This window comes from Ferrimicrobium sp., assembly GCF_027364955.1.
Classification (GTDB): Bacteria; Actinomycetota; Acidimicrobiia; order Acidimicrobiales; family Acidimicrobiaceae; genus Ferrimicrobium.
This window is the reverse complement of sequence record NZ_DAHXOI010000001.1, coordinates 273,181-293,475: the sequence shown is the minus strand read 5'-3', so window position 1 is coordinate 293,475 and position 20,295 is coordinate 273,181. Positions and strand designations below refer to the sequence as shown.

The window sequence follows — 20,295 nt, the reverse complement described above, 5'->3', positions numbered from 1 at the left end:
CTGGTCCCCTAAGAGGTTGGTAGACCGAGCGAACGGGCGATCACAAGACGCTGCACCTCAGATGTTCCTTCGCCAATCTCGAGTATCTTGGCGTCACGATAGTAGCGTGCCACAGGAGACTCCTCGATGAACCCTGCCCCTCCAAAGATTTGGGTCGCCTCTCTGGCCACCGACACCGCAGCCTCGGTAGCATAGAGCTTCGCAATCGCCGCCTCTCTCTTGAAGGGCCGCCCGTGATCCTTGAGCCACGCCGCGCGGTAGACCAACAGCCTCGAGGCTTCGACAGCGACCTCCATGTCGGCGCACTTAAAGGAGATCGCCTGATACCGCGAGATTGGCCCTCCAAAAGCGTTGCGATTCGCTGCATAGGCAAGCGACTCTCGAAGACAGGCCTCAGCTAGTCCCAGTGCGAGTGCCGCGATGGAGATCCGCCCATCATCGAGAATGGCAAGAAACTGCGCAAACCCACGACCTACCTCACCGAGTAAGGACTCGGGACCAACCTCCACATCGACCAAACTCAACGGATGCGTATCTGATGCGTGCCAACCGAGCTTCCTGTAGGCAGGTTCAACCGTAAAGCCCGGTGTCCCTGTAGGAATGATGAACGCCGAGACCCCGTCCTCTCCTCGGGCTGTCACGGTCACCAATGACGTGATCGGGGTCCCTGAGTTGGTGATATAGGCTTTGGCCCCATTGAGTAGGAATCGCTCGCCCTGGCGCTCGACCCTTGTGCGGGTGGCTCCCGCATCGGATCCCCCGTCGGGCTCTGTCAGGCCAAAACCACCGAGCGTTTTCCCAGCGCAAAGATCGGGCAACCATCGCTGCTTTTGTTCCTCATTGCCAAACTCGTAGATCGGATTCGCACCGAGTCCAACACCAGCAGAGAGGGTGATAGCCAGGGAGGAGTCGCCTTTGGCGAGCTCTTCGACCGCGATGCATAGTGAGGTGAAGTCGCCTCCTCCCCCTCCGTAGCTCTCGGGAAAGATCATCCCGAACAGTCCAAGCTCCCCAAGCTGGAGCACCTGTGCAAGAGGGAACTCACTACGTTCGTCCCAGCCGAGAGCATTTGGCAGCACCTCAGCATCCACAAAATCAGCTACCACCTTACGAAGTGCTTCGTGTTCCTCACCGAACTCGACTGACATATCGACCTCCTCGTCCAATCCTCACCAATCTCAACGCCACATTTCTACCAGGTAACCGTGCCAACGCACAAGAGCGCTCTCGCGTCCCTCGCCAAGACACTACGCCAAGCGACAACTCCTCCGTCCAGGTCGATCATCGTGACCACCTCGACCGGGGTGCCGTGGGGGCCCCCTCCAAACACGCGCTATCTGCCATCATTGCTGCATCCACAGCCACTGCTAGGGCTATCCCGATGCGTTCTGGTACCCAAATGACCCAATGCCACGGTCCCCCATACATCAAGCCATGCCAACTTAGATGTGGATCTACTACGCGAGCACAACCCCGACGAGACGCTATCGATCATTCACCACTCCAAGATGTTCGATATCACCAACATGAACAGCAACCCGACCGGTCGCAGTTCTGACAAGCAAACAACCCTCCTGATCGACATCTTCGGCTAATCCTACCACCATCTCGTCTGGGTACTGAATTTGTACCTGACGGCCCAGCGTTGACAAGCAGCACCGGTAGGTTTGGAGAAGGAGCTCGGTGTGGCCATGAAGGAGCTGTGACAGTTGGTCATCGAGTTCCTCCAGGAACCGCATGAGGAGGGAATCGCGCAGCGAGAAGAAATCCTTCGCCGGTGTGCCTTCAATCAGCTCGTTGAGACAGCAAAGGTTGCGAGCATCCTCTAGCGTTGGGGTGGCCGTGAGGTTCACGCCAAGACCAATGACCACCTGATGGGACGAGCCATCGAAGATGCCATCGATCAACATCCCTCCGAGCTTGGCTTCCCCTACCATCAGATCATTGGGCCACTTCAAGGTCACCCCCACGACCCCGAGGCCCCGAATCGCAAAGACGATCGCATTACCGACGGCCATCGGAAGGAGATTGACCTCAGCACGCCGAGGCAACTCTATCAATACCGAGCAGGCAAGGGCACTTCTCGGAAGATCATGAAAAGCACGACCTCGTCTGCCGCGGCCGGCCCGTTGATGATCTGCCACGACGACCAGACGCTGGGTACTGACCCGTGCAAAGAGGTTTGAAAGGGTGCGATTCGTAGAGTCGGTCTCATCAAGTAGGATTATGCGCCATGGGGCAGTGCTGATCATGACTCAGCACCTTAGAGGACAGGGTCGAGCCAAGCTTCCTCGACGGGCATAGCCTCGGAGAGCGGCGCCGGTGACGGCGACATCGAAGCAAGCAAGAAAGGTGACGCAGGTGTTTGAGCGGTTACTAATAGCGAACCGAGGAGAGATCGCGGTTCGCGTAATCCGGACAGCCAAGGAGATGGGCATCAAGACGATCGCTGTCTATTCCGATGCCGATCGCGACGCCATGCACGTCCGTTACGCCGACGAAGCCTACAATCTGCCCGGCACGACCGTTCGAGATAGCTACCTAAACACCGAACGCATCTTGGAGATTATTCAACGTTCAGGCGCCCAAGCCGTGCATCCTGGCTATGGCTTCTTCAGTGAAAACACCGACTTCGCTAGGGCCATCGAAAGCACCGGTGTTGTGTTCGTTGGTCCACCGCCAGAGGCCATCGAGATCATGGGAGACAAGATCTCTTCTCGTATTGCCGCGACAGCAGCCGGCGTCGCCGGTGTACCTGGCACCACGGAGGTCCTCACAAGCGCCGATGAGATCGTCGCCTTTGGCGAGAACCACGGTTGGCCCTTAGCGATCAAGGCAGCCTATGGCGGAGGTGGTCGAGGCATGCGAGTCGTTCACTCTGCCGCCGAGGCGGCCGAGGCTTTAGCCTCGGCTCAACGAGAAGCACTTGGTGCTTTTGGGCGTGACGAGTGTTACGTCGAACGGTACCTCACTTGGCCCCGCCATGTGGAGATGCAGATCATTGGGGATGCCCATGATACGATCCTGTGGCTCGGCGAGCGCGATTGTTCGTGCCAACGGCGGCATCAGAAGCTGATCGAGGAGTCGCCTGCTCCAGATTTTCCTGATGACATTCGATCCAAGATGGGCGAGGCTGCCGTCAAGGTCGCTCGCGCATGCGGCTACCGCAACGCCGGAACGGTCGAGTTTCTTTACCAAGATGGCGCATTTTACTTTCTCGAGATGAATACTCGTCTCCAGGTTGAGCACCCCATCACCGAAGCGGTAACCGGTCTCGACCTAGTGGAGCTCCAGCTTCGTATCGCTGCAGGAGAGCGTCTCCCGCTCTCCCAAGACCAGATCAGCCATAACGGCCATGCCATCGAGATCCGTTTGAACGCTGAAGACCCGGCGGGGGGTCGTTTCGTCCCCTCTCCGGGCCCCATCACGCGCTTCGAGCGCGCCGACGGCCCTGGCGTTCGCACCGACGCCGGCTATGAAGCGGGAGACGCAGTGAGCCAATACTACGACAATCTCATCGCGAAATTGGTGGTCTGGGCACCTGATCGTGAACGGGCGATCGCTAAGGCCATCCGCGCCCTCCGTGAGACCAAGCTAGAGGGAGTCACGACTACCATCCCTGCTGATCTGGCCATTCTCGAGCACCCAGACTTCCACGCGGCGCAACATTCCACCAAGTGGGTTGAGGATCGGTTGGACTTAAGTGGGCTGACAGCTCCACCCAGTACCACCGCCACCGAGGAGACCACCACGCCGACCGAGGTCGTAGCCGAGGTCAATGGCAAACGGGTTGCAGTCAAGCTCTTCCTGTCCGAACTGGTCGCACCGGTCCCAACGAACACGCCATCTCCGCGCCGTGACACCCCTTCCCCACGAGCAGCCCGCACACAGGGAGCTGCGTCGAAGGTAGGAGGTGGATCTGGAGCCGTCACTGTGCCCATGCAAGGCACCGTCGTGAAGATAGCGGTGCAAGTAGGCCAAGAGGTCAATGTTGGGGACACAGTAATCGTGCTCGAGGCGATGAAGATGGAGAACTCAATCCTCGCTGAGCGCGCAGGAACCGTCAGCGAGATCAGAGTGAAGCCTGGCGACACCGTAGGTACTGGCGACGTGGTCGCCACCATCGCCTAATCACCACTCCAGTTGCGGAAGGAACACTATGTCACACGGAGACAACGAACGCAAGGCAATTCGATCGGCAGCGGAACGCAACTATGGTCGAGCTTACGACCTCTCACATCGTATTCACGCAAACCCTGAATTGGCATTTCACGAAGAGAAGGCCGCCACCTGGCTCACCAATGAGCTCAGCACATCTGGGTTCACAGCCACGAAAGGTGTCGGTGGTCTCGACACCGCCGTCATCGCTGAGGCCGGCAGTGGTGACCTTATCGTAACTATCTGCGCCGAATACGATGCACTTCCCCAGATCGGACACGCCTGTGGTCACAATATCATCGCAGCCAGTGCCTTCCTCGCTGCCACCTCACTCGTGGACCTCGTCGATGATCTCGGAATCACGCTGCGCGTCATTGGAACTCCTGCCGAGGAGGGCGGTGGTGGCAAGATCATCCTCCTCGAACAGGGGATCTTCACCGGTACGCACCTAGCCATGATGCTGCATCCGGCGCCAATGGAGGCTGACCGAATGCATGTACAAGCAGCGCGTCACTTCCTCGTCACCTACCAGGGGCGAGACTCCCACGCTGCGGCCGCACCTCAGCTTGGTATTAACGCACTCGACGCGATGACGATCGCCCAGACCTCCATCGGGCTTCTCCGTCAACACATCCTGGCCGATGACCGCATCCACGGTATCATCACAAAGGGGGGAGATGCACCAAACATCATTCCGTCTCTCGTTGAGGGGGAATTTCTGACCCGCTCTGCAACGCTTGAGGAGCTTGCACATCTCGCCCCTCGTGTCGACCGCTGCTTTGAGGCTGGAGCCTTGGCCACTGGTGCCACCTGCACCATCACCGACCGCGGACCCACCTACTCGCATCTGGTAACCGATGAGGAGTTAGCCACGATCTATGTGGAGGAAGCCACCCAAGTTGGCCGTACCTTTCAGACCGACCAACAACCACTATCGGCCTCCACCGATATGGGTAACATCTCACTCGAAGTCGCTACCATTCATCCTCTGATCAACATCAACTCATGGCCAGCCGTCAACCACCAACCCGAGTTCACTGAGGCGGCGAAGTCGCCGGAGGCAGACAGAGCAATGTTTGAAGGAGGCATGGCGCTGGCTATGACAGCGATGACCGCCGCGCTCACTCACGACACCAGAGAACGACTCCTCTCTCACCCTTGCCGATAGGCGACGCCAAGTGTGCTCTTCACGAGGCCTCTAAGAATGGAGTTCGACGCGGTACTGCGACGGCGGCGGATGCACCGCTCCTTCACTGACGAACCCGTCCCTATCGAGGAGGTCAACGCCCTTTGCGAGGCGGCGCTTCGTGCGCCTTCGGCTGGCTTCACCCAGGGTACCGAGTTGGTAATCGTACGAGACCCTCAACGCATTCGTACCATCCTGGAACTGATCACCACGCAAGACTGGTTGACGAACGCTGCCAGCCACCAAGGACTGCGTCACAGCCAAGTCCTGATCTTCCCAATCATCAACCAGCAGGCCTATCTCGCACGATACGCGGAACCCGACAAAGCGCAATCTGGCATGGCGACCGAGGACGGTTGGCCCCAGCCTTATTGGCTAGTTGATGCAAGTTTTGCCACCATGCAACTGTTGCTAAAGGTCGTGGATCTTGGTCTCGGTGCAAGCTTCATGGGCATCTACTACGGCGCTGAGGAGCTGCGCAAACTGTTAGCGCTACCTGACGGGCTCCATCCGCTTGGCATTCTTTGCATTGGACACCCCAGCAACCCTCGTCTCACGGGCTCACCGAGTCGTCGCCAGCGCCGGTCAACGGAGACGCTGATGCATTTCGAGCAGTGGTAGCATGATCGAGGGAGGCAATATACGCTCTATGTCTAACTTTCGCGAGCTACTGGCGAATGCACGAGCGCAGATCAGCGAAGTCGAGGCCGTAACGCTGCAGACGAGGCTCGGTGATGGTTGGGTTCTTCTCGATGTACGCGAGCCCGAGGAGTTCAGCCAGGGCACCATCCCCGGAAGTATTCTGCTACCCCGTGGTAACCTAGAATTGCAGATCGAGACGGTTATTCCGGACAAGAGGACCCCAATCGTGGTGTACTGCGCCGCAGGCGTGCGCAGTATCCTCGCTGCGCATTCATTGGGGCAACTCGGTTACACGAACGTCTCGTCACTCTCTGGGGGTTTTGAAGCATGGAAGAACCAGGGGGGGCTCTGGCAGGTGCCGCAACGGCTCGGTGATGCGCAGCGCCGTCGTTACCATCGCCACCTCCTACTACCGGAGGTCGGTGAAGAGGGCCAAAAGAAGTTGCTCAACTCCAAGGTCCTGCTGTTAGGAGCCGGGGGCCTCGGGTCGCCGATCATCCTATACCTCGCTGCAGCGGGGGTGGGAACCCTTGGCATTCTCGACATGGACGAGGTCGATCTGTCGAACCTCCAGCGTCAGATCATTCATACCACAGATTCGATTGGCAAACGTAAGGTCGACTCCGCGAGTGCGGCTGTCCGTGCCCTGAACCCTGATATCGACGTCATCACCTATGACTGTCGTCTCGATGCAACGAATATCGCCTCTATCATCGCTGACTACGATCTGGTCGTCGATGGTACCGATAACTTTGCGACACGCTACCTGATCAACGATGCAGCGATCGCTGCACACCTTCCAGTGGTGCACGGCTCCATCTATCGCTTCGAGGGTCAGGTCACCATCTTTGCGCCACCACAAGGACCTTGCTATCGATGCTTCCAACCGACCCCCCCTCCGAGCGAACTCGCACCTTCCTGTTCTGAAGCGGGCGTCTTGGGCGTACTTCCGGGCATCATCGGTTCTCTCCAGGCCGCAGAGACGCTCAAGCTCCTACTCGGGATCGGTGAGACACTCGTTGGGCGCCTACTCACCTACGACGCGTTGACCCAATCGTTACACACCTACCGTCTTGAGCGTAATCCCAATTGTCCAAGCTGCGGAGGCCGACCATCCGGCCTGGTCAATCACCCGAACATGAAGGTGGTATAGCCTCCAGACGCCCGACCATCAAACTCTTCATCAACCAAACTCGATCACAGATGATACAAGTAGGATGGCAAGGGTGACCACAAGACAGACCGACTCTGAGATACCCATCGAACCCTTCTATTCTCCCGAGAACACCACGGTGAACTATGCGAGGGATCTCGGTGATCCAGGCACCTTCCCGTTCACCCGTGGGATATATCCCGAGATGTATCGCCAACGCAACTGGACCATGCGACAGTATGCCGGTTTTGGGACAGCTGAGGCCACTAACGAACGCTTTCGATTCCTGCTCGCCAACGGCCAAACCGGGCTTTCTTGTGCCTTCGATCTGCCGACACAGATGGGTTATGACGCCGATCACCCACGAGCCGATGGAGAGGTAGGTCGAGTCGGCGTGGCAATCTCCTCCATCGAGGACATGCATCGACTTTTGCAGGGAATTCCACTCGACAAAGTCACCACCTCCATGACCATCAACGCCACCGCTTCCACCCTGCTGCTGCTCTACCAGCTAGTCGCCGAGGAGAACAACGTCGATCCCTCTGCCATTGGGGGGACGATCCAAAATGATATTCTGAAAGAATATGCCGCTCGCGGCACCTACATCTACCCTCCCCGTCCAAGCATGCGCATCATCACGGACATCTTCGCTTACTGCCAACGGGAACTTCCCCACTTTAATACCATCTCCATCTCGGGCTATCACATCCGTGAAGCGGGCTCCACGGCAGCACAAGAGCTTGCCTTCACCATTGCCAACGGCATCGCCTATGTCGAAGCCGCCCTGGCCGCTGGATTGGCAGTCGATGATTTTGCGCCACGACTCAGCTTCTTCTGGAATGCCCATAACAATCTCTTCGAGGAGGTTGCCAAGTTTCGGGCTGCCCGACGGCTCTGGGCCCATATCATGCAAGAACGCTTCCATGCTCAAGATCCACGATCCTTGCTCATGCGTTTCCACACCCAGACCGGCGGCTCAACCCTGACAGCACAGCAGCCAGAGGTGAACCTCGTGCGAGTCTCAGTCCAAGCGTTAGCAGCCGCCCTCGGAGGCACGCAGTCGCTGCACACCAATGGCTACGACGAGGCCCTGGGATTGCCAACCGAAAAGGCCGCCAAACTCGCGCTCAGGACGCAGCAAGTGATCGCCTATGAGACCGGGGTCACTGACACGGTCGATCCACTCGCGGGCTCCTACTACGTCGAGTCGCTCACCAGTTCGCTCGAAGCAAAGGCTCGCGATTACCTCGAGGAGATCGATGGACGTGGTGGCGCGGTCGCCGCCATCGAAAGTGGATATATCCAACAGGAGATCGAGCGTGCCGCCTATGCCTACACAAAGGCCGTTGATGCTGGCGAAAAAGTGATCGTTGGGGTAAACCGCTTCGTCGATGAGCAGGAGATGAGTCCAGAGGTCTTCCCGATTGATCCAGCGCTACAGAGACAGCAGATACAGGAGATCCGCGAGTTGCGACGCCGCCGTGATCAAGGGGCGGTCGATCGGGCACTCGCCGAACTCAGAGTGGCCGCTCTCGGCACCGACAACGTCTGTTACCCGATGAAGCGTGCCTTAGCGGCGCGGGCCACCCTGGGCGAGGTCGCCGATACGTTGCGCGAGATATTTGGAACTTTTTCTCCTATTTGATTTTGATGTATTCTATGCTAAACTGAGTTACGAGAAGACTAAGGAGGGTCGTTATGGGTCAGGATGGTCCACGTCCAGCATTCCTCACTGTGTGCCGTTGGGAGGTCCCACACCGCCAAGAGCAGTGGTGGCCGATCACATCAGAGTATGTGCAGCTGCTCTGGCTGCCGATACTTGGTCCATCCTGCATTGTCCTCTTGCAGCGCCTCGACCTGCTGATCGGAGAGGCAAGACAGGTCAGAACCTCCACCGAGGAGCTCGCTCGATCGCTCGGACTTGGCTATACCCCACACCGAGGTTCGCTGCTGGACCGCAGTATCGATCGTTGCTGCGATTTCCGCGTGCTCCGTGAACTCATTCCAGGGCTCATCGAGGTGCCACGTGAACTACCTCCTCTGAGCAGCCGACAGCTGAAACGACTGCCAGAGAGCCTCCAAGTGGTCGCTCATGCGCAGCCTGAGCTCCAACGTTATCGCAACGAGACCGAACGGAGAGGTCGACTACACCAACTCACCGCCACACTCGCCAACCTAGGTGCAACGGACGACGAGATCAGCGACCAACTCCTTCGACTCGGCTACCCACCTGAACGTTCCACGACCTCTAGTCGTGCACACCCTGTAACCAGCGGATGAAGGTCACTACACCAAATCCTGTCGCTCCTGCCCGTATCCAGCCGTGATCGGCCTCGGCTCGCGAGGGTCCGGCAATATCGAGGTGTGCCCACCGCGCGTCTGGGACGAAACGCTGGAGAAGAAGAGCCGCAGCGATGGCACCACCACCGCGCTTGCCAATGTTCTTCATATCCGCCACCTCCGAGGCGATCAACTTCTCGTAGCTCGACGGGAGAGGAAGTCGCCAGTTTGGCTCCACAGCTGCTGCTCCAGCGGCATGAAGTGCATCGAGAAGCGACTCGTCGTTGCCCATCAATCCTGCGACCTCTTCACCTAATGCGACGACACAAGCGCCGGTGAGTGTCGCGATATCGACGATCTCATCGTTGCCGTCCTCCAGGGCAAGCGTCAGGCCATCAGCCAAGACGAGGCGTCCCTCGGCATCGGTGTTCAAGACTTCAATCGTACGTCCCGAACGCGTAACCAACACATCACCGGGCTTTTGGGCACTGCCGGAGGGCATATTCTCAGTCATCATGAGATAACCATTGACCTCATGGGACACACCGAGCGCACCCAAAGTCGACATCGCGGCGAGCACTGCGGCGGCGCCACCCATGTCCGTTTTCATGGTCATCATCCCCTCACCAGATTTGAGTGAGAGGCCGCCCGAGTCAAAGGTGATGCCCTTCCCTACGAGTCCGACCTTCTTTCCACCCGTCTGCTGAGGGCGATAGGTCAGTTTGATGGCACGTGGAGGCTCCACCGACCCACGAGCCACCCCAAGGAGACCGCCCAATCGCTCCTCCTCACAAGTCTGCTCATCCCACACGCGAATCTCAAGGCCAGAACGAGCCGCGACATCGCTCGCCATGCGTGCAAAAGCTATCGGGGTCAAGCGTGATGGTGGTTCGTTCACGAGATCGCGAGCCAACGCCACCGCCTCAGCGATCACTAACGCCCGCTCCACTGCAGCGCCCTCATTTTCGTGGCCAAGCACGACAACCTGAGTACAGACAGAAGATTCGGTATCCTCACGGGTTCGATAGGTATCGAAACGATACCCAGCCAGCAACATACCGATGGCAAGTTCCTCGATTTGGGTCTCGTTCAAAGCGGGTAGGGTCAGCGCTACCTCAGCAAAATGAGCACGTGACGCCTCATCGACCACCGCCGCCCCCAGAGTGCGAAGCTGTTCGGCTGTTGCCTCAGCGGCGACGCCGAGGTGATACTGCAGTGCACCGTCTACAACGGCTGGCTGCATCCGAGTTATGTGCTCACCCTCGACAATACGAACATCGACAGCGCCAACACTTGCGTTTTGCGCAATCGAAACCGATGTCTTTAAACTCACTCCATCCTCCTTGGGGTCCACGTTTTCGAACAAGTCTGTCCCCTTGCACCCTAGGCGTTCTGAGCTCCTCGTGCGGTCAGCGACACGCCCTCACTCCATCGCGCCAACGTCCAGACCAGATCAGAGAGCCTGTTCAGGTACATCTGCACCAGTGAGTCCGGAGCCTCCTCAACGAAGGCGACACTATGTCGTTCTGCTCGACGAACAACCGTGCGCGCAACATCCAGAAACGCTGCGGTCACCCCCTCACCTGGGACGACAAACTCCTTTGGTGCTTGAAAACGCAGAGAAATCTCGTCAATGAGTCCCTCTAAGTGCGCTACCATCTCACGAGTCACCAGCGTCGTACCCGGTTTGAGATGATCGCGTTTACTAGCTTGCGTCGCGACCTCCGCCATCAGTATCCAGAGATCGAGTTCGAGGTCCCGGCAGATTGACGCGAGTTCCCCGGTGGCGTGAGCCCGAACCAGACCGAGATGGGCCTGCGCTTCATCAACTGCACCATTGAGCTCGACCTGGGGTGAATTCTTTGGGACCCTCCCGCCATAGAGCAATCCAGTGGTTCCTTTATCCCCTGTCTTGGTGTAGATCTTCACATCATTCCCTTCGAAAAACGCAGCTCAGCACCTACTAGCCTATTAGACATGCTCGACTACGCCCGGCTGGTTCAAGAACAGATCGTCATCTTTGACGGCGCGACCGGCACCAATCTACAGCTCCGCGACCTCACTGCCGACGACTTCGGTGGCGAACATCTTGAGGGTTGTAATGAGGTGCTCGTGCGCACAAAGCCAGAGGTCATCCAGCAGCTTCATGCTTCCTTCTTGGAGGTCGGCGTGGACATAATTGAGACTGACAGCTTTGGATCCCTGTCGCCAGTCTTGGCTGAATACGGGCTCGCATCGGAGGCGCGCGAGCTCAATGAAACCGCAGCTCGCTTAGCCGTCGAGGTGGCCAGCGACTTCTCAACGCCCAACCATCCACGCTATGTTGCTGGTAGCATGGGTCCAGGGACCAAACTCCCGACGCTCGGACAGATCGGGTTCGAGACACTCGTGAAGGCCTATCATACCCAAGCGTCAGGTTTGATCGCCGGCGGCGTTGACCTCTTGCTGATTGAAACCGTCTATGACATACTCTCAGCAAAGGCTGCAATGATCGGTGCTCGCCGGGCAATGCAGAGTGAGGGTCGTACGCTGCCTCTACAGCTCCAAGTGACGATCGAGCTAACCGGACGCATGCTCCCTGGAACTGAGATCGGTGCTGCCCTGTCTTCGCTCAGCGCCATGCAACCGACCGTCTTTGGTATCAACTGCGCCACCGGTCCTACTGAGATGAGTGAGCATCTCCGTTATTTGGCAGAGCGCAGCCCGCTACCAATCTCGTGTCTACCCAACGCTGGACTCCCATCGGTCAAAGACGGCAAGATGCACTACGATCTCACGCCGGACCAGCTGGCCACCTCTCTGCGTCGCTTTGTGCACGATTTTGGCGTTAACGTTATCGGCGGGTGCTGTGGCACCACGCCTGACCACCTTAAGGCGGTGGTGGAGGCCTGCCGAGATCTCACACCACAACCACGCCACCCAAGCCTAGAACCCGAGGTTGCGTCGTTGTACTCCCCCGTCTCCCTCCGTCAGGACACCTCCCTTCTGAACGTCGGCGAACGGACAAATGCCAACGGTTCGAAACGCTTTCGCCAGGCTCTCCTTGCAGGTGATTACGACACCTGTGTAGCGATGGCCCAAGAACAGGTTCGTGACGGCGCCCACCTTATCGACCTCTGCGTTGACTATACCGGTGAAGACGGTGTGCACAACATGGGCGAACTGAGCGCACGCCTCGCCACTGCAGCAACCCTACCTATCATGCTTGACTCTACCGAGGCAGAGGTGATCGAAGTCGCGTTGACCCATCTCGGTGGAAGAACGATTCTTAACTCCGTGAACCTCGAAGAGGGCGATGCCCCTGGATCGCGTCTCGACAAATTTCTCACCCTCGCGCAGCGCTTCGGAGCCGCAGTAGTGGCGACCTGCATCGACGAGGAGGGACAAGCACGAACACCTGAATGGAAACTCAAAGCCGCCACCGCTATCGCCACTATCGCGATAAATCGGTATGGGCTCCAACCCGCTGATCTCATCTTCGACCCGCTCGTGCTCCCCATTACGACCGGGATGGAAGAGTCTCGCCAAGATGCCAAAGCCACCATCGAAGGCATCCGGCTCATCACTGAGGCCTTTCCTGAATCGCATACCATCATCGGCTTATCCAATATATCGTTTGGCCTGAAGCCCGCGGCCCGTGAAGTATTGAACTCCGTCTTTCTCGAAGAGTGTCGGCTCAATGGACTCAGCATGGCAATTTTACACCCTTCAAAAATCATCCCTCTGGCGAAGATTCCCGAAGAGATCACCACCGTCTGCCTTGACCTCATCTATGACCGCCGCCGGGATGACTATGATCCGTTGTCGCGCCTGATTGACTTATTCGAATCCGCAGAAAGTCTCAAGGACACTGGACCTCCACTCGAGTCCCTCCCCGTCGATGAACGTCTCTACCGCCGCATCGTTGACGGGAATCGAGTCGGTCTTGAAACCGACCTCCGGCAAGCACTCGACGGCGGATTGGCGCCACTTGCCATCGTCAACGACATCCTTCTCGCGGCCATGGCCGAGGTCGGCGACCTCTTCGGCTCAGGTCAGATGCAGCTACCTTTTGTGCTCGCTTCGGCTGAGACCATGAAACAAGCTGTCGCCTATCTTGAGCCCTTTATGGATCGCGCGGACTCCACTAATCGAGGGACCATTGTACTTGCTACCGTCAAAGGCGACGTGCACGATATCGGAAAGAATCTCGTGGATATCATCCTGACAAACAATGGTTTCCGTGTTCACAATCTCGGTATCAAAGTTGCGGTCAATGAACTCATCGAAAAAGCCGTTGAGACGAATGCAGATGCGATAGGCATGAGTGGACTACTGGTCAAATCAACCCTCGTCATGCGAGATAATCTACTCGAACTCAATGAACGGGGTCTTGCGCATATCCCCGTCATTCTTGGAGGAGCCGCCCTAACACGTTCATTTGTGGAGCGCGATCTACGCGAGATCTACCAGGGAAGAGTCTTCTACGGTAAAGATGCCTTCGAAGGACTTGACGTGCTCGACAAGCTCGTCAAAATCTCCCATGGTGAACTCACTGACGACCAATTCGGTCGCCAGATCAAAGCTTCTTCCGTCAAGCGCATGCGAGTCGAGGCGAACGTCCGCTCCGTGGAGCGCACTATTCGTTCCGAAGAGGTGCCATTGGATAATCCGGTCTATGCTCCTCCGTTTCTCGGCACAAGGGTGGTCAAAGGCGTCCCTCTCGAGGAGATCGCCGCCTATCTCAATGAAACAGCGCTCTTTCGTCATCAGTGGGGCTATCGACCCCAAAAGGGAGAATCTGACGCCGAGTTTAAAGAACGGATTCGCCAGCAACTCGCGCTAGAACTCGATCACGCAAAAACGGACCAGATCTTGATTCCCCAGCTCGTCTATGGATACTTCCCCTGCAACTCTGAGGGCAATGACCTGATCATATGGGACCCTTTGGCGCATGATCGCGAATTGACCCGTTTCCAATTCCCGCGGCAGCCAAATGCACCACATCTATGCATCGCCGATTTCTACCGACCCCGTACAACGCAAGAAGTTGACTACGTCGCCTTTCACGTAGTGACCATGGGTAAACGTGTCAGCGAGGTGGCCCAAGAATACTTCCGCGACAATCGCTACCAAGATTACCTGCATCTCCATGGGCTCGGCGTTGAAATGACCGAAGCTCTCGCGGAGTTGTGGCATGCACGGGCGCGACGCGAATGGGGATTCAGCAGCGAAGACGGACCAACACTAACCGGTCTCTTCAAACAGGCCTACCGTGGTGGGCGCTACTCCTGGGGCTACCCGGCGTGCCCCAATCTCGAAGACAACGAGAAGTTGGTGCAGCTCTTAGAAGCCTCACGGATCGGGGTGACGGTGTCCGAGAACTTCCAACTCGATCCCGAACAGACAACCACCGCCATCATCGCCCATCACCCCATGGCTAAATACTTCATCGCATAAGGGATCACACGACAGGACAACAGCATCCATTCTTGCATCGGGTCGCCCCTTGCTCACATCAACCCGAGTACCGGGCCTCACGGCGGCCCCAGAAAGACAACGGAGCAGAGTTGTCTAAAGCACGGCCAATTCCCGAGGCGACTCGTTCAACGGACGGACACCCTTTTCCTCCAAGATGACGATGTCCTCGATCCGAGCACCATAACGACCTGGAAGATAGATGCCTGGTTCAATTGAGAAAGCGGTGCCCGCTTCCAGTGGCAACACGTTTTCGCTCGACAGGTAGGGATCCTCATGTTCATCGAGGCCAATTCCGTGCCCGAGGCGATGAACGAAATACTCTCCATAGCCGCCATCTGCAATCACATGACGAGCGACGAGATCGGCTTCCCGACCGGACATACCCACCCGGATACTCTCACGAGCCGCTGCTTGCGCATGGTACAGCACGTCGTAGAGTTCGCCGAAACCTTCGGGAATTTCACCGACCGCAAAGGTACGTGTGGTATCGGAACAATAACCAGGCTCGCCATCAATCGAGTATGTCCCGCCAAAGTCTAGGACTAACGCATCTCCTGGCATGATAACCCGGTGGGTAGGGTCATGGTGTGGCGAAGCAGAATTTGGCCCACTTCCGACAATGGTAAAGTTGACGCTGGTGTGACCTTCTTCTAGCAGAGCCTCGCCGATGTCCTTCGCCACCTCGCTCTCTCGGCGATTCGCTACCTTGATCTCGCCCCGAATCAGCCGCTCCGTCACCCGGTCCGCTGCATGAGCCGCAAGCTCGAGCAACTCGATCTCGATTGCATCTTTCTGTCGCCGAAGCGGATTTAGCAATGAGGTCGCTGATCGCAGGCTAGCCCTTGGAGCTCGCTCCATCAGTGGCAGCAGCCATCCAGAGATAAAACGATCATCCACTGCGACAACCTTTGCATCACGAATCATGGATCCAAGGAGCCCAAAGGGATCCTCGCCATCTACCCATGGCACGAGTTCCAGTCCAGGCAATGCCCGAACTCTCGGCGCCTCCAACTTTGGAATCACCAAACGAGTCGACCCGCTGGCATCCATGTAGAGACAGGTAATTCGCTCTAGTGGCATCGCTTGATAGCCGATAAGCCAGGGTAACTCCCTACCCAATGTGATCAGCAATGCATCGACTTCGTTCGCCGCAAGTAGCTGTCGGGTCCGCTCCTGGCGTCCCTGATAAGCGGCCTCAAACTGAGAAGGTTCAATCATGCCATCGCCTCAATAGCAGCATCGGACCCTTGACGTGCGTGATAGGAGGACCTCGCTAGCGGCGACGCCTCCACATAACGGAAGCCCAGACTCATCGCATACTCACGCAACTCGACAAACTCCTCAGGGTGGTAGTAGCGAGAGACCGGCAAGTGATCTCGCGTCGGCCGAAGGTACTGTCCTACCGTCAAAATATCAACACCTACCGACCGTATATCACGCATCACTGACTTGAGTTCTGGAATCGACTCGCCCATTCCAACGATGAGACCCGACTTTGTCGTCAAGCCAAACTCCTTCGCGCGTGCCAGTACTGTCAAAGAACGCACATAGTTCGCAGAGGGACGGACGGCACGGTGCAATCGCAATGCTGTCTCTAAATTGTGATTCAAAACATCGGGCCTAGCCTCCAACACCGTCTCCAGCGATGCATGGTCGCCCTTAAAGTCAGGGATGAGGACCTCAACCGAGCAGGCAGGATTGAGCTCGCGAATCGCATGAATCGTCTCCGCAAAGGCACCAGAACCTCCATCTTGCAGATCATCACGGGCCACTGCAGTAACGACCGCAAAGGAGAGCTTCAGGGCCGCGACCGCTTGCGCTACCCGACTGGGCTCTGTCGAATCGAGTGGTAGCGGCTTCGAGGTATCTACGAGACAGAAGCCGCAGGCGCGCGTGCAACGTTCACCGTTAATCATGAATGTCGCCGTACCATCCTTCCAACACTCATAGATGTTTGGGCAACCCGCTTCTTCACAGACCGTTACAAGATTCAAATCCCGCACAAGATGCTGCAACGACCGATACTCCGTACCAAGGTTTACCTCACTACGCACCCATTCCGGCTTTCGTGAGACATAGGGAACAGCAGACTCAAAGGAGAAGCCCGCCTTCGCCAAACGCTTATTCAACCGAGAGGCGAGCGCGCTCTGCGTCCGTGCTCCTTCTTGTGCAACGGCTACTTGAGAGGCATCATCCACACCCTGATAGTCAAGCTGATCGAACGCAAAATGGGCAGCAAACTCCTTCGCGTAAGCGCGAGCTATTTCACGCAACGATGCATGGACACCTTCAGCCTCCATTGAGGTGACCGCCTTATCAGAGATACCGCATGGAACAATATGTTCGAACATAGACAAATCAGTATGTACGTTCAAGGCAAAACCGTGCATTGATCGTCCGCGACTTAACTTCACCCCAATGGCAGCGATCTTGCGAGGAGCGTCAGCCGGACCAACCCACACCCCCGGGAACTCCTTGAGTGTAAAGGCCTCGATCCCGTACGAGGCAAGCAGTGCAATGATCGATGCCTCAAGCGTGTGAACATACTGCGGGGTGGAATCTGGACCGAACGGGACGTCGATGATGGGATAACCTACCAGCTGCCCTGGCCCGTGATACGTGATGTCACCACCACGGTCTGTCCAACAAGAAGTTGCGTTCACCGAAGCAGGGTCAACCAACAGATGGGCAGGATCCGTCCGGACGCCCATCGTATACACATGGGGATGTTCGAGCAGCAAGAGATGCGAGCTCGTCCCCTCGCGGAGTCTCTGTTGGAATACCAACGCATCCTCGTAACCAACGCGTCCCAACCAACGAGCCCCTAATTCTGGTCGGCTCTCTACCATCAAAGCTCCTGCTCCCAATTCCATGTCTCGATCACCTGCTTGAGTTTCGCAAGGAACGCTGCCGCGTAAGCTCCGTCGACTGCTCGATGATCGAAGTTCAGTGTCAACATGCCAACCGAGTGGATCCCAATCGACTCATTACCTTCACCGTCGACAATCACGACCGGCTTGCGAGCGATGCCGTCAGTCGCCAGAATAACGACCTGCGGTTGGTTGATAATTGCGCCTGTCATGAAGGTACCAAACGGACCCGGATTGGTAATCGTAAAGGTACCGCCAGCGATGTCGTCGGCAGCTAAGCGGCGGGTACGGGCACGGGAAGCAAGATCATGAATCTCCCGAGCGATTCCGGTCAATCGCTTCCCATCAGCGCCATGAACTACCGGGGCAATTAACCCCTCCAAGTTGAGATCGACCGCGATAGAGAGGTTAATATCTCGGTGGACCACTAGCGACTCGCCCAACACAGATGCATTGACATTGGGGTAGGCCCTAACCGACTCAACTACTGCTCGAGCAATAAACGGAAGGTACGTGAGGCTGAAGCCTTCCTCGGCCTTAAAGTCCGCACCAGCAGCTCGGCGGACACGCTCGACACGTTCAAAGTCAACTTCGATCGACATGAGCGTATGCGCTGAGACCGCCTTCGAATGAATCATGTGTTCAGCAGTCCGACGACGAATATTGGTAAACGGAACGACATAATCCCGTGAGCCCGGCTCAATATCCGGACCGGAGTACGCCACTGGCGAATCTTCCCTGCGAACAGGAGTCGCCGAAGATGGCTGTGGGGCCGGGGCTGGCTGTGGGGCGGGGGCTGGCTGTGGGGCCGGGGCTGGCTGTGGGGCTGGGGCCGGCTGTGGGGCTGGGGCTGCATCGCCCACCCTCGCAACCACAGTACCTACAGCAACGGTTTCCCCTTCTGGCACTACAAGCTCACTCACCACTCCTGATGCGGTGGCTGGAACCTCAGAATCCACCTTGTCCGTAGAGACCTCAAAGAGGGGTTGGTCGATCTCAACGGTATCACCAACCTGCACCAACCACTTCGTGATCGTGCCCTCGGTAACGGTCTCTCCCAACTGTGGCATAATTACATCAGCCAACGTGCAAACTCCTTCCGGTAAGTGCAAAAACTGTCTCTCCGAACGCCTCCGAAAGGGTCGGATGTGGTTGAATAAAATGCGCCAGCTCTTCGGCACTTGCTTCCCAGTTCACCGCTAGGTAGCCCGGTGAAAGCAGTTCTGTTGCCCAAGGACCAACAATATGGACACCTAAAATTTGATGGGTTGCTCGATCTGCAACCACTTTTACGAAGCCATCCACCTCGCCGATGATGCGCGCGCGCGAGTTTCCACCGAGTGGATCCTTCTTCACGATCGGGTCATACCCCCGTTCTTTGGCCTGCTCCTCCGTCAGCCCAGCGAAGGCGATCTCGGGATGGGTATAGATACACCAGGGAACTCTGGAATAATCAACCGGAGTAGACCTCTCGCCAAGTATTGTCTTGATTACCGCAACCCCTTCTGCAAAGCCCACATGTGCAAGCTGAGCGGTGTCAATCAAATCGCCAATTGCATAGACGCCTGGTTCCGAGGTTTCATAGTTTTCGTCGACCTCTACAAAGCCTCTCTCGGACACCGAAACCGCGGCTCCACCCTGAAAAATACCCTCAGAATTGGGACGCCTACCAACCGCAACAACAATTTGGTTGACCACCAATGAGCTGCCATCTGCCAACGTCAGGGTGGTTTCTTTACCATCAGGGCTGTGCCCGGTGACTCCAACACCAGTACGAATCGCAATTCCACGCTTCTTGAACGAGCGTATCATCACGTCGACAAGATCCTGATCGACACCTGGCAGCAACCGTGGAAGTGCCTCAACGATCGTAACCTTGCTACCAAGATCCGCCATCAAAGAGGCGAACTCACAACCAATAACCCCGCCACCGACGATGGCTACCGACTTAGGTAGTTCTTCCAACAACAAGACTTCGTCGGAGGTCAGGACGTAACGACCATCGACCTCAAAACCAGGAATGACACGCGGACGCGACCCGGTTGAGATGATGACTTTGTCGCCAACGAGCCTCTCTCCTGTCGACACCGAGATACGCCCATCACCTTCATAGGCACCGTCACCCGCATACGTCACGATCCCGCGGCTCTTCATGATACCAGCCAACCCACCCGTTAACTTATCCACTACCGCTTGCTTGCGTTTTTGCGAGACGGCAAAATCCACAACCGGGTCGCTAACAGCAATCCCGAACTCAGCCGATCCACGAATAGAGCGGTAGACCGCAGCCGTCTCTAGATACTCCTTGGCAGGCACGCAACCACGCTGCAGGCATGTACCACCAACTCGATCGCGCTCCACGATACCGATCTTGAGGCCTGCCGACGCACCGTAAAGCGCTGCCGCATAACCAGCTGGCCCTGCACCCAGAATCACCACATCAAAAACTTGCTCTTCGCTCAACACCGTTCCTTCCTTGCACCGCCCCCCTACTAGTTTTAGTAGAAATTACGCCTGGTTAATAAATTGGAGGAGCACTGCCTGGA

The 20,295-nt window shown here is 57.0% G+C and carries 15 protein-coding genes; 7 read left to right on the top strand and 8 right to left on the bottom strand.

Annotated features, from left to right (window positions below):
* Positions 1–8: 8 nt before the first annotated feature.
* The gene (locus M7Q83_RS01300; protein ID WP_298334558.1) at positions 9–1,148 is read right to left on the bottom strand and encodes an acyl-CoA dehydrogenase family protein; all 1,140 of its coding nucleotides are present in this window, start codon (positions 1,146–1,148) and stop codon (positions 9–11) included.
* Positions 1,149–1,484: 336 nt separating this feature from the next.
* Positions 1,485–2,252, bottom strand: coding sequence for a biotin--[acetyl-CoA-carboxylase] ligase (locus M7Q83_RS01295; protein WP_298334557.1), 768 nt, complete (start codon positions 2,250–2,252; stop codon positions 1,485–1,487).
* Positions 2,253–2,361: 109 nt separating this feature from the next.
* On the opposite strand from M7Q83_RS01295, the gene M7Q83_RS01290 reads away from it, so the two are divergent.
* From M7Q83_RS01290 to M7Q83_RS01265, 6 genes are all read left to right on the top strand, one after another.
* Positions 2,362–4,131 (top strand): biotin carboxylase N-terminal domain-containing protein, encoded by a 1,770-nt coding sequence (locus M7Q83_RS01290; RefSeq protein WP_298334555.1) that lies wholly within the window; start codon positions 2,362–2,364, stop codon positions 4,129–4,131.
* A gap of 28 nt (positions 4,132–4,159) precedes the next feature.
* Positions 4,160–5,326 (top strand): M20 family metallopeptidase, encoded by a 1,167-nt coding sequence (locus M7Q83_RS01285; RefSeq protein ID WP_298334553.1) that lies wholly within the window; start codon positions 4,160–4,162, stop codon positions 5,324–5,326.
* A 36-nt stretch (positions 5,327–5,362) separates the two neighbouring features.
* Positions 5,363–5,965: a nitroreductase family protein gene (locus tag M7Q83_RS01280; RefSeq protein ID WP_298334551.1), complete on the top strand. Its 603-nt coding sequence runs from the start codon at positions 5,363–5,365 to the stop codon at positions 5,963–5,965.
* A gap of 1 nt (position 5,966) precedes the next feature.
* Positions 5,967–7,139 carry a molybdopterin-synthase adenylyltransferase MoeB gene (moeB, locus tag M7Q83_RS01275; protein WP_298334549.1) on the top strand — a complete coding sequence of 391 codons (1,173 nt, stop codon included), beginning with the start codon at positions 5,967–5,969 and terminating at the stop codon, positions 7,137–7,139.
* Between the two features lie 64 nt (positions 7,140–7,203).
* Positions 7,204–8,784 carry a methylmalonyl-CoA mutase family protein gene (locus M7Q83_RS01270; protein ID WP_298334547.1) on the top strand — a complete coding sequence of 527 codons (1,581 nt, stop codon included), beginning with the start codon at positions 7,204–7,206 and terminating at the stop codon, positions 8,782–8,784.
* A 53-nt stretch (positions 8,785–8,837) separates the two neighbouring features.
* A complete protein-coding gene (locus M7Q83_RS01265) occupies positions 8,838–9,419 on the top strand; it encodes a hypothetical protein (protein WP_298334545.1) in 582 nt (193 codons plus the stop codon).
* On the opposite strand, the gene M7Q83_RS01260 is transcribed toward M7Q83_RS01265, so the two are convergent.
* Complete coding sequence (locus M7Q83_RS01260) at positions 9,388–10,752, bottom strand: leucyl aminopeptidase (protein ID WP_298334543.1); 1,365 nt, start codon at positions 10,750–10,752, stop codon at positions 9,388–9,390. The genes M7Q83_RS01265 and M7Q83_RS01260 overlap by 32 nt on opposite strands.
* 50 nt (positions 10,753–10,802) lie before the next feature.
* Positions 10,803–11,348, bottom strand: a complete 546-nt coding sequence (locus M7Q83_RS01255) for a cob(I)yrinic acid a,c-diamide adenosyltransferase (RefSeq protein WP_298334541.1) — start codon at positions 11,346–11,348, stop codon at positions 10,803–10,805.
* Between the two features lie 48 nt (positions 11,349–11,396).
* Between M7Q83_RS01255 and metH the strand changes: the two genes are divergently transcribed.
* Positions 11,397–14,858, top strand: a complete 3,462-nt coding sequence (gene metH, locus M7Q83_RS01250) for a methionine synthase (RefSeq protein ID WP_298334539.1) — start codon at positions 11,397–11,399, stop codon at positions 14,856–14,858.
* Between the two features lie 114 nt (positions 14,859–14,972).
* Here the strand turns inward: metH and M7Q83_RS01245 are convergent, their stop codons facing one another.
* Genes M7Q83_RS01245 through lpdA form a run of 4 tightly spaced genes read right to left on the bottom strand, consistent with a single transcriptional unit; the run spans position 14,973 to position 20,212 of the window.
* On the bottom strand, positions 14,973–16,097 hold the full coding sequence (locus M7Q83_RS01245) for an aminopeptidase P family protein (protein WP_298334537.1): 1,125 nt from the start codon (positions 16,095–16,097) through the stop codon (positions 14,973–14,975).
* Positions 16,094–17,728, bottom strand: coding sequence for a lipoyl synthase (gene lipA / locus M7Q83_RS01240; RefSeq protein WP_298334535.1), 1,635 nt, complete (start codon positions 17,726–17,728; stop codon positions 16,094–16,096). The genes M7Q83_RS01245 and lipA overlap by 4 nt, the downstream gene beginning before the upstream one ends.
* On the bottom strand, positions 17,728–18,834 hold the full coding sequence (locus M7Q83_RS01235) for a dihydrolipoamide acetyltransferase family protein (RefSeq protein ID WP_298334534.1): 1,107 nt from the start codon (positions 18,832–18,834) through the stop codon (positions 17,728–17,730). Before M7Q83_RS01235 ends, lipA begins: the two co-directional genes overlap by 1 nt.
* Positions 18,827–20,212, bottom strand: a complete 1,386-nt coding sequence (gene lpdA, locus M7Q83_RS01230) for a dihydrolipoyl dehydrogenase (protein WP_298334532.1) — start codon at positions 20,210–20,212, stop codon at positions 18,827–18,829. The genes M7Q83_RS01235 and lpdA overlap by 8 nt, the downstream gene beginning before the upstream one ends.
* Positions 20,213–20,295: the final 83 nt, after the last annotated feature.

Coding starts and splice junctions, on each gene's coding strand:
- M7Q83_RS01300 (WP_298334558.1), bottom strand. CDS start 1,148: ATGTCAGTCGAGTTCGGTGAGGAACACGAAGCACTTCGTAAGGTGGTA.
- M7Q83_RS01295 (WP_298334557.1), bottom strand. CDS start 2,252: ATGATCAGCACTGCCCCATGGCGCATAATCCTACTTGATGAGACCGAC.
- M7Q83_RS01285 (WP_298334553.1), top strand. CDS start 4,160: ATGTCACACGGAGACAACGAACGCAAGGCAATTCGATCGGCAGCGGAA.
- M7Q83_RS01280 (WP_298334551.1), top strand. CDS start 5,363: ATGGAGTTCGACGCGGTACTGCGACGGCGGCGGATGCACCGCTCCTTC.
- moeB (WP_298334549.1), top strand. CDS start 5,967: ATGATCGAGGGAGGCAATATACGCTCTATGTCTAACTTTCGCGAGCTA.
- M7Q83_RS01270 (WP_298334547.1), top strand. CDS start 7,204: ATGGCAAGGGTGACCACAAGACAGACCGACTCTGAGATACCCATCGAA.
- M7Q83_RS01265 (WP_298334545.1), top strand. CDS start 8,838: ATGGGTCAGGATGGTCCACGTCCAGCATTCCTCACTGTGTGCCGTTGG.
- metH (WP_298334539.1), top strand. CDS start 11,397: ATGCTCGACTACGCCCGGCTGGTTCAAGAACAGATCGTCATCTTTGAC.
- M7Q83_RS01245 (WP_298334537.1), bottom strand. CDS start 16,097: ATGATTGAACCTTCTCAGTTTGAGGCCGCTTATCAGGGACGCCAGGAG.
- lipA (WP_298334535.1), bottom strand. CDS start 17,728: ATGGTAGAGAGCCGACCAGAATTAGGGGCTCGTTGGTTGGGACGCGTT.